This window comes from Cellulophaga baltica 18, assembly GCF_000468615.2.
GTDB lineage: Bacteria > Bacteroidota > Bacteroidia > Flavobacteriales > Flavobacteriaceae > Cellulophaga > Cellulophaga baltica.
In genome coordinates, this window is the sequence record NZ_CP009976.1 from 3,346,496 (window position 1) to 3,358,576 (window position 12,081).

General features: G+C 34.6%; 15 protein-coding genes. 2 read left to right on the forward strand and 13 right to left on the reverse strand.

Features of this window, described 5'->3' with window-relative positions; all coding sequences use genetic code 11:
* The first annotated feature begins 1 nt into the window (after position 1).
* Together M666_RS14295 and M666_RS14300 are read left to right on the forward strand one after the other, a co-directional pair.
* Positions 2–343: a winged helix-turn-helix domain-containing protein gene (locus tag M666_RS14295; protein WP_029446398.1), complete on the forward strand. Its 342-nt coding sequence runs from the start codon at positions 2–4 to the stop codon at positions 341–343.
* Positions 344–346: 3 nt separating this feature from the next.
* A complete protein-coding gene (locus M666_RS14300; protein ID WP_029446399.1) occupies positions 347–787 on the forward strand; it encodes a molybdenum cofactor biosynthesis protein MoaE in 441 nt (146 codons plus the stop codon).
* 100 nt (positions 788–887) lie between these two features.
* On the opposite strand, the gene M666_RS14305 is transcribed toward M666_RS14300, so the two are convergent.
* From M666_RS14305 to M666_RS14365, 13 genes are all read right to left on the reverse strand, one after another.
* Complete coding sequence (locus tag M666_RS14305) at positions 888–2,177, reverse strand: alginate export family protein (RefSeq protein ID WP_029446400.1); 1,290 nt, start codon at positions 2,175–2,177, stop codon at positions 888–890.
* A gap of 130 nt (positions 2,178–2,307) precedes the next feature.
* Complete coding sequence (locus M666_RS14310; protein ID WP_029446401.1) at positions 2,308–2,757, reverse strand: DUF7738 domain-containing protein; 450 nt, start codon at positions 2,755–2,757, stop codon at positions 2,308–2,310.
* Between the two features lie 118 nt (positions 2,758–2,875).
* On the reverse strand, positions 2,876–3,661 hold the full coding sequence (locus M666_RS14315) for an MOSC domain-containing protein (RefSeq protein ID WP_029446402.1): 786 nt from the start codon (positions 3,659–3,661) through the stop codon (positions 2,876–2,878).
* 64 nt (positions 3,662–3,725) lie between these two features.
* Positions 3,726–4,169: a GNAT family N-acetyltransferase gene (locus tag M666_RS14320; protein ID WP_029446403.1), complete on the reverse strand. Its 444-nt coding sequence runs from the start codon at positions 4,167–4,169 to the stop codon at positions 3,726–3,728.
* 60 nt (positions 4,170–4,229) lie between these two features.
* Complete coding sequence (locus tag M666_RS14325) at positions 4,230–4,673, reverse strand: GNAT family N-acetyltransferase (RefSeq protein WP_029446404.1); 444 nt, start codon at positions 4,671–4,673, stop codon at positions 4,230–4,232.
* 123 nt (positions 4,674–4,796) lie between these two features.
* On the reverse strand, positions 4,797–5,510 hold the full coding sequence (locus tag M666_RS14330) for a pirin family protein (RefSeq protein ID WP_029446405.1): 714 nt from the start codon (positions 5,508–5,510) through the stop codon (positions 4,797–4,799).
* 188 nt (positions 5,511–5,698) lie between these two features.
* Positions 5,699–6,571 carry an AraC family transcriptional regulator gene (locus tag M666_RS14335; RefSeq protein ID WP_029446406.1) on the reverse strand — a complete coding sequence of 291 codons (873 nt, stop codon included), beginning with the start codon at positions 6,569–6,571 and terminating at the stop codon, positions 5,699–5,701.
* 188 nt (positions 6,572–6,759) lie between these two features.
* Positions 6,760–8,085, reverse strand: coding sequence for a YHYH protein (locus M666_RS14340; RefSeq protein WP_029446407.1), 1,326 nt, complete (start codon positions 8,083–8,085; stop codon positions 6,760–6,762).
* The gene (locus M666_RS14345) at positions 8,078–8,698 is read right to left on the reverse strand and encodes a YbhB/YbcL family Raf kinase inhibitor-like protein (RefSeq protein WP_029446408.1); all 621 of its coding nucleotides are present in this window, start codon (positions 8,696–8,698) and stop codon (positions 8,078–8,080) included. Before M666_RS14345 ends, M666_RS14340 begins: the two co-directional genes overlap by 8 nt.
* 1 nt (position 8,699) lies before the next feature.
* On the reverse strand, positions 8,700–9,716 hold the full coding sequence (locus M666_RS14350; protein WP_029446409.1) for a hypothetical protein: 1,017 nt from the start codon (positions 9,714–9,716) through the stop codon (positions 8,700–8,702).
* 135 nt (positions 9,717–9,851) lie between these two features.
* Entirely contained in the window at positions 9,852–10,553 is a 702-nt protein-coding gene (locus tag M666_RS14355; protein WP_029446410.1) for a thioredoxin family protein, read from the reverse strand.
* Positions 10,540–11,070 (reverse strand): TlpA family protein disulfide reductase, encoded by a 531-nt coding sequence (locus M666_RS14360; RefSeq protein WP_029446411.1) that lies wholly within the window; start codon positions 11,068–11,070, stop codon positions 10,540–10,542. The genes M666_RS14355 and M666_RS14360 overlap by 14 nt, the downstream gene beginning before the upstream one ends.
* A 262-nt stretch (positions 11,071–11,332) precedes the next feature.
* Complete coding sequence (locus M666_RS14365; protein WP_029446412.1) at positions 11,333–11,905, reverse strand: hypothetical protein; 573 nt, start codon at positions 11,903–11,905, stop codon at positions 11,333–11,335.
* Between the last annotated feature and the right edge of the window lie 176 nt (positions 11,906–12,081).

Sequence of the window (12,081 nt, forward strand, 5' to 3'; positions counted from 1 at the left end):
TATGAACGATACTAAAATTAGGAGTAGAATTTGGATTGAAGTAGGAGATAATGTGCTTATAGGGCAGGGGAGAGTAAAACTTTTAAAAGCTATTGAAGCTCAAGGGTCTTTGGCTAAAGCAGCAAAATCTATTGGGATGTCATACAAGAAGGCTTGGACCCTTGTAGATGCAGTCAATAAATCGGCTAAAGAAGCAGTCGTAACTAAAACGGTAGGAGGTACTAAAGGAGGTGGTACGCTAATTACCCCGTATGGACTAAAACTGATAGCAGCTTTTGAAACCATAAATAAAAACTGTTGGGAATTTCTAGACAAACAAATGAAAGAATTAAATCAATTATAAAATATGTCAACAATATATAAAAACGTCTTTACTCAAGGCGCTATTTCATCAGAATTTATAGCTCAAGCTATTGCTAAACATCAATCTAAAACAACAATAGGAGCTCATAATATATTTTTAGGACAGGTTAGAGCAGATACTATAGATGAAAAAGTAGTTGCAGCTATAGAATATTCTGCATATGAAGAAATGGCGAACAAGAAATTCCATGAGGTGCGAGAAGCTACTTTTGAAAAATTTGACCTTACCTGTATGCATATATATCATAGTTTAGGTGCCGTAAAAGCAGGAGAAATATGTCTCTTTGTTTTTGTTTCTTCACCGAGAAGAAAGGTGGTGTTTAAGGCCTTAGAATATGTAGTTGAAAAATTAAAAGCAGAAGTACCTGTTTTTGGAAAAGAAATTTTTGAAGATGAGTCTTATCAATGGAAAGTAAATAGCTAAAGACCTTATATTCTTGTTTAGAATAGTTGAAACTATATAAAATATAAAAGGGTGCAGACTTATAATTAAGTGAGCACTCTTTTACGTTCTGTAAAGAATATTAATCGTTCTTATTCAAATTGGTTTTAAAAAGTGTAGGGTTAATGGTAAGTTGTACCCATCCCCAATTATTTGTGTTATCATTAGCGCTACCTCCTTTTATTAAACTCATACTATCTGAAGCAAACATTTGAGAGTAGCCAACATTCAGTTTTACAAAAGGCATTAATTTTTGTGTATAGACAAGGTCTATTTCCGTACCTAAATAGGCATCAGCATCGGCAGCCAGATCTGCATTTGCGCTAAAATAATGTCCTTTGATAAGGAGATTAGATTTTTCTCCTGTCGTGATTACTGCTTTTGCATATAAATCATTAAGACCAACAGAATTGGCATGATTACCTACGTAAAAATAATCCATGAAGCCATTAAATTTATGATTGGTACCATATAGAGGAAAAAATGATTTGTTTTTTGCGTCGCCTTCTTGATCTGTACCACTTAATAATTCTACTCCTAAACCGTAGTTCACTTTATTAGCGTTGTAGGTAGCTTCTAAGGCAACTTGATATCCTGCGAGATCTGTAGTGGCATTTGCTTTTCCAAACTGATAGTAAGCGCTTCCAGCTATATTTACGCGTTCTATAGGAAATGTAAAATAAGAACCCAAGGTCTGTCTGTAAGAGACGCCATCTGCAATATCATTAGCATCTCCGGTAAAATCTTGGAATCCTGCATTTAAGAAAAGTAAGCTCGCAGTACTATTCTCCCATGATTTTTTCAGGTAAGCATATTGCATCGTTTTATACGAGAAAAATCCCTGAATAGTATACGCATTACCTTCAATAGCTTCTTGCTCCTGACTAAATGCACCACCTAGATCTAACATAAAATTATCTTTTCTATATTTAAGAATAGCGGCATCATGAAAACGTCCTTGCATAGCCCAATCTACGCCACCAAAAATTCGTTGGTCATCATAAGAAATTACTTGTCTTCCTAGTTTTGTAGACCAATTTTCATTGATTTGTAATGCAGCCCATGCTTCAAATAGCGAGAAAGAATCATTCCCATCTACATTTAGTAATTGTCTGGTATCTCCCCATGTGCTTACGTCTTGTAAGGCGATGAATACTTGTAGCTTTTCTGCTTCGTATCCAATATTTAAACGAGTACGTTGTTTTACAAATGCGGCAGGGTCGGCATCTTCTGAAAAGAGGGTACTGTAGCCATGGCGGTATTCAAAACGAGATCGTACATCTGCATTTATATCAAGCGTTTGTGCCGAAATTTGTAGTGTTGTCAAAACAAAAAGAAATAATAATACGTATGTAAATTTTTGGTTGCCCATAATATATAATTTGACTATTAAGCAGCAAAGATTATATATTTGGGGAGAAAGAAAGATGACTTTTATCACCTAAACTAAAATAATTTAGATACTTACAGGCCTACTTTTATGGGTAAAAAAAAGGAAGATTTTAAGCACTAGGATTCCACCCTAAAGCTATAGCTACTTGCTTATCTTCTTTAATGATAGACCGGATCATATAAGGCCTATCTAAGCCTACATTTCCAATAGTTTTCTCCATTGGTTCCTGGTCAATTAAAACCTCCCCTGTGAAATTATGCAAAGGTTGGTGTCCAAGACCATATCTGTTATCCACAACCAACAGCAGCATAAGCATCTTTTCAGGATCTGCAGTAGAACAATAGATTCCTAAAGAGTCCCAAAGGTATACGTTATTTTTAGTTTGTTTGATAGGTTCAATTCTAGAGGCATCACCTAAAATAGTTTTTAAGGTGCTGTAATTGGTAGGGAAATTTATGCTTGTTCCATTAATTGTAATTTGATTAGGAGTGCATGCTATTGTAAGCTCCTCTTTATTACCTTTTCTCTTGCTAACATCTCTAAAATCAAATATTCCCATATGCTGCAAGATATTATTTTTTTAAGAATAGTAAGGAATCATAATCGTTTCTTCTGCAGTCGTATTCTGAAATGCTTTATCGCTGTGAGATAATTGTATAAGAAATAGTAAAATAAGGTTACTCTTTCATTTTCATTTCTACAGTTATAGGATCTGTTGCATGTATTGTCCCTAATTTTGTAGGGATAAGGTAAATTCCCATTTCTACTTTTTTATCAGTTCTAAATTCTTTTGCAAGTGTTCTTAGGGGTTCTTGTTTTTTATCCTTTTCTCCTGTTTTGGGATCTATGGTAATTAGTGTGCAGCGTTCTGTTTTTAATACAGATACAAATTCACATTGGCCAATGGTAATTTTGGCAATAGTATTCTCTTCAAAGGGTTTAAGACCAGAAATAACGATATTGGCTCTAAAACGATCTATTTCTATGGCAGTTGCTAATTTTTTATTTAAAGAGTTTACTGATTCTTGCGTTATTAAATGAATTGGATGAAGGTCACAAAATGAAATAGCATTATGACCTGTTTGGCGTAAGTTGTCGGTATTAATTTTAATTAAGCTACAGTCAATTTCTAAAATACTACTTAACCAATTGTTGACGCTGACTGTCGCTTCTTTTCCCGAAGCAGGTTCTTTAAAGATAGCTACCTCAATAGGGTTTAAAAAGTCGTTTAAATCAATACTTTTTCTTTTTCCTCCATATTCTAATACCAAATTATCTTCTTTGAACTGTGTTTTAATTTTTAATAAAGTAGGGAATTCTCTAGCCGTAAGGACCTCCTTTTCTGAATTTAAAATTGCAAAATAGCGATCGTATTTAAAACCTATGTTCTCAACTTCAGTAGTTTGTACCGCAATTCCTTTTGCTGATTTTAAAGGGTATATATGTAGGGAATCTATTTTCATGTCTATAGCTTAGAAGCCGTTGTCACGGACCAAATTAAGTTATTTATTAGCAATCTAGGCTACTTCAGCGAGTTTTGCACAGCAGCACTACTTTTTCATCGTAGTTGCTTTTAGAATTACACCATTCTAGTTTTGTAGCAATTTTCTCAGGAACCTTTGTATCCGAACAATTTTTAAATCCAAATTTGGCATAGAACTCCGATAATTTTTCAAATGGGAGACACCAAATTGTAGTATGTAGAAATGGATTTTCATTACACAAATTTTTTACAATATGTTCAGCAACTCCTAAGCCTCTGAAATTAGGAAATACATAAATTCCCCCTAGTTCTATATGGCCGTTATCAATCCTAACGAGTCTACCAATACCTGCTTTTTCATTGTCTACGCTAGCTATAACAATATATTCATTTTCAAAGGTAGAGGCTACAAAGTTTACTTCATTATATTTTGAATTTATCCAAGATAACTCATCCTTTTTAGCGCTTTTTATGGTGATTTTTTTCATGCTAGTTTGTTTAAATGCTTGGAGCTACAAAGAACTAATAATGGGGTGTGAAATTCTGGATTACTTATACACATTCGGGTTATGCTTTTCCATATAGACTTCTGGATGGGGGAGTTCTGTAAATCCAAATTTCTTATAAAGCCATTCTGCCGTATCCGTTAGTAAAATCCACCTTCTTAAACCTTGTAGATTTGGGTGCTCCATTATTTCATGTATCAACCATGTGCTCAAGCCTTTCCCTCGGTATGCTTCTAGGACAAAAACATCTCCCAGGTATGCGATAGTCGCATAATCAGATATTATTCTAGCATAGCCTATTTGCTGGTTTTTATCATACAGTCCAAAATTTAAAGAATTGTCAATAGAAATCTTCAAAGTATGTAGAGGTATTCCGTGGCTCCAATCGGTTTCTTTGGATAGAAAACTATGAATTTTTGAAATATCTAACTTCGTTTTATCTGTAGACAGGGTATAATCTCCTCTATAAACCTCTTTGATTTTCAATGTAGTCTGTATTAATTATAGCTTTTATAAGAATTAAAAATAGCTATTTTTAACAACATACTATAAAAAGGCATAGCATACATTTGTTTCCATGCCTTTTCAAATATTTGAGATCGGTCATCTCTACATACCCATAGGTACTTCCATTAAAAGAATACGAGCATTTTCTGTAGCTTTAATCTGGATACTTTCTGTATCCCAAATTCCCAATCCGTCTCTTTCAGAAAGTTTTTCGCTTTGGATTTCTACTTCGCCTTCTAGGATGAAAGCATATATTCCATTCCCTTCTTTTTTAATGTTGTAGGTTGCCGTATTTCCTTTCGTAAATTTTCCAATATGAAACCAAGCATCTTGATGAATCCAAACGCCTTGATCTTCCTTATTTGGCGAGAGTATTTGGTATAACTCATTTTCTTTTTCAATGTTTTTTAATGAAATTTGGTCATATTTTGGTCGTATGTTTTTCTCTTTGGGAAAGATCCAAATCTGAAGAAATTTCACCTCTTTATCCTTGTTTTTATTTTTTTCTGAGTGGGTAACACCAGTTCCAGCACTCATAGCTTGAACATCTCCTTCTTTGATAATAGTAACATTGCCCATACTATCTTTATGCTCTAAATCTCCTTCCAGAGGAATAGATATAATTTCCATATTATCATGCGGATGAGTACCAAAACCCATTCCGGCTTGCACACTATCATCGTTTAATACCCGTAGTACACCAAAATTCATCCGTTCTGGATTGTGATAATTAGCAAAACTAAACGTATGGTGAGAATTTAACCAACCATGATTTGCGTGTCCTCTTGTTGCTGCTTTGTGAAGTATTGTATTCATAGTCCTTATATTTTGTTTCTTATTATTTAATAAAGAACCGTTGTATAGATTCTATATATACAGCAAAGATTGGATATTTTAGGAGGCGATGGAATATGAAAAAAGGGGAGAAGCATATGAAAATCCGATATGGACCTTCAAATAGGACTATAATCTGGGATAAATGTCACGTCCATACCTAATGGATACTATTCTTTTATCTCGTTTTTCTTAAAGTTAGAAGGAGATACCTGTGTATGCTTTTTAAAAAAGGCACTAAAATTAGCAGGTTCATTGAAGCCTAATTCAAACCCAATTTCTTTGTTCGATAAATCTGTAAAATAGAGGAGTCTTTTGGCTTCTGTAATAATTCTTGTTTGAATATAATCTTTAGCAGTTTTACCAATTTTTGCTTTGATTGTGCGGTTTAAGTGATCTGGAGTTATATGAAGTTCCCGGGCATAATGGCTCGTGGAATGTTCCTGTTTAAACGTATTATCTACCGCTTGTTTAAATTTTCTAATAAGATTATCTCCAGAGCTATCTACATCAGATGCTATAGGATTCATAGCACAACTTGCATTACATTCTATCAAAAGTAGTTTTAGGAAGGCGCCAATTGATAAATTTTTCATGATAGCCTCACGATGATGCCGTTTAAAAATCTCATCAGCAAAACTTTGTATGATACCAAATTGTTCTTTGTTGGGTTGTAGCGGCGGACTTTGCCCATAGTTATGAAATAGGTTTAAACTAGCTATAAATGATAAGGGGATAGAATTTTCTATTAAAAACTGATTAGAAAAAACCATGGAGTATCCTATTGATTTTTCAGTTTCTATAACTTGATGCACTTGTCCAGGAGCTACAAAATAGATTTGACCTCCAGATAAGGTATAGGTATTAAAGTCAATTTTATGAAACCCCGATGCTTTATCAACAATTAGAACGGTAAAGTAATTATGCCTATGTGGTGTATCAACTTTACCCTTTCGCTTGGTATAGATAGCCTCCATTTTAGATATTCCAAAACTAACGTCCTTATCTGGGTTAACTTTCTGGTATGTTTTGACCGTGCTCATTATTCCGTAATTCCTATTCTATAAAAATACATCTAATTCTCTATTCTTTTTAAGAAGTAGCTTGCAATTTATATAGGTGCTGTGCCGTAATGACAAGAATTTTTTGTTCCTATGCTCAAGATTGATGTAGCTATTTTAATACCGCACTTTTGTTAGTTCTAAAACATATAACGAGTTACCTACAGCCCTTACTTTCTTTTATAGCTAGCTTTTGATGATGTGCCGTCTGGGTGCACAAATTCATAGGTATAGTTGCCTTTAGTATCCCATCCGTAATTAATACTATGGCTAAGCGTATCTAGTTTATACGTCAGTCGATATTGATGCAGTCCTGTGTTTTCAAAAGCGGTAATTTCTGCACCGCGTAGTGGTCTTAAATCTGGTCTTACGCCTTTTGTTTTTGCTTGTGGTGTTATTTCATTTTCTGGTGCTTGCGTATTAGGATTTAGTGCTACTTTTCCTTTCATAGCAGCTATTAAATAAGGGTATTCTTTTATTGCATGATATTGATACGTACTATCAGAACTAAAGCGGCCCAAATTTTCATCTAACTGTTCTTTTGTTTCGCCATAAACAGGAAAGCCATCTAAGGCATAGGCAATAGGCTTGGTACCACCAACTTTAGCTTGTAAATGTACTGGTGGCAAATGGTAGTGATAATCATCGGCCCTTCCACAGTGTCCGCCCCATTGGTCTAATTCTCTAATAGCATTAGCGTCTTCACCACGGTTGTTTAAAGGATTAAATATAGGAATACCGTTTGCCGCAATAGCAATAGCACCTTTCATAAAATTATCTTTTGTAGAGAGCGGATTTTCTGCCAGTTCTGGTTGTAATGGAATAGCCCAAGCGTTAGCCCCTGTATAGTCATGATTAATAGGGACTTGTTGCTGCCAACTTGTAATTCCTGTCATCATTTCATGATCGGGAATGCCATCTGATTCGATATAAAAATAGGTGTCATCATATCTTGTGTTCACCTTGTCAAAAGCACCAAAAATGGAGGCTAAGAAAGGTACATCATTTGCGGCCATTTTAAGACTACTTGTGGAAGATTTACTTTTACAGGCGACAAAAACAACGAGTAGTGTTAACAAGCTAAAAGCCCAGTAAGAGTCCTTCTTTTTTGTTATGTAGTGATACATGAAAAGTGCAACTAATATTAGTAGTAGGCCCAAGGAAAGATATAAATTAATAGGAGGAACTATAGCATCGGATTCCTCTTGTTGCAAAACATTCTGTTCATGAATCCAATTAGATTTGTCCAGAATATACTGTTGCTCTTCGGTTTTGAAATCGCTGATATCAAACACAATTAATTCATGATCCTCATTACTCAGATATACTATTTCGTCTACTTTCTGTATGAAATCTGCCGTAATTGTTTTATTGCCTTCTACTAATTTCCAAACTTTTGTAGGAGTACCATGCCCGCCGTCATGAGCGAATAGTTGAACACTTACAAACTGTACTACTAGAAAAAAGAGTAGTTTTTTTAGTAATTTATTATTCATGAGCATCTATAAAATTTAAACTTGTTCTATCGAGTACCGTGGTTTCAGAAATGGCCTCCATGAAAGTATGGTAGTCCACTGTAATAGTATTAGCTTTCGGAAGCGCTTTGGGTACATCTTTTAAGGCAAATAGTGCAATGGTATAGCTATGTTCCCCTGGTCCTTTAGAACATGGCGAAGTATAAGAAACAGCGGTACCATCTTTATTAGCACCCATATACCAATTTGGATTATTGGCCATTTTATACGGGATCTCTGTTACAGTTGGGGCTATACCCCATAGCAGCAAATAGGAATTTACTTCTGTTTTGCTATCTTTCTTCGGATAATGATACATGACAATGGCTAGAGAATTTGTGCCTTCAGGAACATTAGACCAAGATAGCGGAATGGAGTTTTCTATATCATTTATTTTTTCTTCACATTTATAGTTGTCCAACAACTTACCATTTTCCACAGCTTTACTCTGTAATTTAAAATCAGAGTGTAGGGTTTCAAAATCATCATAATTTGTAAAAGAGGAAGCCTTAGCAGGGTTTTTACAAGAATTAAATAAAATTACTGCCGTGGTGATCCATAGAAGAACACCCCATATTGCGTTTACTTTTTTCATATTAATTAATAGTATAGCGTACTAATACTTCATTATCTAAGACCACGTTCGTAGACCAAATAAATTGAGCATCATCCTTGGCATCATCAAAAATAGAGGTGAAATTAGTGTAAGCAGGTTTATTATTTACGCCAATTGTACTATTAGTATAGGTAGATGCATTGGGCCAATTAGTATCATCAAAATCAGTTTTCATCCAATCATTAGGTAATTCCCAATGTAACGCATAAAATTCTGATCCATCTTGGCCACCACTAGTGTCACAATTTTCAGAATACCTATAGGCGCCATCTTCAGATACGCAGCTTAGATCTGTAATAGGTGCAGTATAGTAGGTTTGTGCTTTCCATTTTTCGTCAGTGGTAGCAATAATGTTGTTTTCTGTATCTTTTATTACAGCCACCATTCCGCCATCTCCAGCATGAAAATCCTTTCCTCTATTGGCTTCACAGCCTACACCAAGGTGTTCTTCCCAATCTACTAATTTCATGGCGATGGTAAAAGGTTTCTGAACTTTAAAGGAGACCACGCTAGAGTTAAATTCTGTAAAAGGAACTTTGTCTTTTCCAACAGCTACACCATTAACATACATTTCAAAATAATTATCAGCAAATATATAGGCGGTAAATACGTCTCCATCTTCATCAATTTCAATGGTATTTGGTGTGCCGATAGCAGACAAGGCTTCTTGCGGACTTGCGTATTTCTTTTCTTCGCATGAATTAAATAAATCTGCTGCAAACGGAAAAGTAGTATTGGTGTAATTTGTAGCGGCAGGTACCACCCATTTTTTTCCGTCTGTAGAGGTAATTTCACCGACATCTGTTTTTCTACCGCGCTCACAAGTATATATATCTTCGGCAGTGGTAGTGGCTATTCCTTGTGTAATACTGGCCGTTCCTTTATAATCAACAGCTATTTCTGCTGTGCTGTCTTGGGCCGACTTTGTTTTCGTTTTATTGTCTGCACAACTTATGATGAATGCAATACTAATCAATAAATAAAATGTATGTTTCATGGGGCATCTATTTTAAAAGTTCGCAGCATATTTCTGGAACTCATTGTACACATACTGATTTTCAAAATCAAAACCTTGAAGCAGACCTACGGTACTTCAAGGTTTAAGATAACTAATTAATAAAGGATATAAATATTATTTACTAAATTTTACGGGACACCCAATAGATTTCGTAAAATTAGGATTTGGTTTTTCTCCGTGCTCTAAGGCGCGAATAGCATTTTCTACATAAGTTACCTTTACATCTTTAGCGTTTTTAGCATTATCATCTATGGTACCTATGTATTGTACTTTTAGTTGGGCATCTAGTAAAAACACATGAGGAGTTCTTAAGGCTCCGTACTGAGGAACTATTTTTTGATCCGTATCTGCTAAATAAACAAATGGGAAGTTTTTTTCTTTAGCCCTTTTTTGCATCGCCTCAAAGCTTTCTCGGTCATTTGTAGCGCTAACATTTGGGTTGATGGCAACCACAGAATATCCTTTAGGGGCATACTCTTTATGTAATGAAATTAAACGATCTTCATACATTTTGGCAAACGGACATTCGTTACAAGTAAAAACAACAATATATCCTTTTGCATTTTTAATATCAGAAAGAGAAAATAGGGTGCCATCCACATTTTTAAGTTCAAAGTCAGTGGCTTTGTCACCAATTTTGTATCCTTTCATTTCACTTAAAGTTTCTGTTTGTTCAGGATTGTGACCTCCACCAGGAGGGCCTTTGCGTTCCCCATTTTCTGGGGGACCTTTTCTGTCTTGTGCTGTAACATTCATACTTGTCAATAGGCTAAAGACTAGCAGTGCAGCCAATAAAAATAGATTACTTTTTTTCATGTTCTTTGTTTTTTAGGATGTTATTAACTTCATTATTTAAGTCTTGAATATCTTGGAAAGCGCGTTCATGATAGGAACGGTTTTTAGCATTAAAAATAATGGTGAATGGTATAGCGCCAGACCAATTTGGGTAAATTTTATCAATCCAAGAATTAGCATCTGGATCATCCAATAAGACAACCTTGGAGGTAATCCCTTTTTTTTCTAAAAAGGGTTTTAATTTGGTATCTATATCTTCTGGGAAATCTAGACTTACTAATACTACCTCAACATTTGGATTGTTTTTTTCGTATTCTTGAAATACAGGTAACTCCTTAATACAGGGAGCACACCACATAGCCCAAAAATTGACAATATAAATCTTATCAGATTTGGTGTGTAGTAGGGGCTCTAAAGAATTAAAGTTGAGGATCGGAATAGTTTTGCTACTTCCTGAAGTTTTCTTTTTCCCAGCGGTAGATTGCGCATTAGAAAATAATACAAGTAATAAACAACTAATCAAAATCCGTAGTTTCATAATTCCTCTTTTATAATTTAAAGATGCGAAGGCTTACCATACTAAAGAATTGGAATAGATGTTTGGGGTCATTATCTATACGAAATAGCTAATTTTATCGATGAGATTATTGAACTCTATTTTGCTTCAAAATTTCATAGGTATGCTCTAGTTAGGACTACAATATTGTTTGTGAGGTCTCTAATTCTTATTGGAACTATTTTAAAGATGAAAGCGCGTGCTTAAAAATACGATGAGTTACAATAGTTTCTTCTGCTCCCGATTATTCTTCAGCAAATAAACGAGTTATAATTTCATCATTAATCCAATAATTTAGAAAAGGCCTTAATTTCAATACTCCAGGAATATGACTCCATTGCTGGTCCTCATAGACCATAAGTATTTTGAAATCTTTACTGGTTACTATTAATTTTTTATCGGCATCATAGGTATAACGCTCTCCATAAAGTTTTTTAAAGTGACTGGTGCCTTTAGCTATAAGTTCTTGCGTGGCTTCTTCTGTAAATTCAATATGAGTTTCAGAAACGTAATCTACTAAAGTATACGCATTGTCGGTATCAGAGACCAATTCGCCTATTGCTAAGGTTTTAAAATTCTTTATTTCTGTTTTAAAATTAGGATTGCTATGTAGTTCTCCAAGAAAGGAGTTGACTTGTGCTACCGGAATTTGTTCTTTTAGTTTAGGGTATAAAGAAGCATAGAATTCTTCCGTTTTCTTCTCTTCTAAAATTTGAAAAAGCGTGTTTAAATAGGTTTCTACCTCTTTTTTACTTTGGGAAAAATTAGCGGTTGTAAAAAGGAAACAGATACTTATTAGGAAGAACTTATTTTTCATGACGATGTAGATTTCTAAAGGCTCAAAATACGAATAATCAGAACCAGTAGTGCCAAAATACTACTCTTTAGGAGTTTATAGAAAACTAAATACTAAAAAACAACACATAGATGGGTTACAAGAGCCCTTATGTGTTGTTTTAGAATTTTATGATAGATTAATTAAAAATTGCTCCA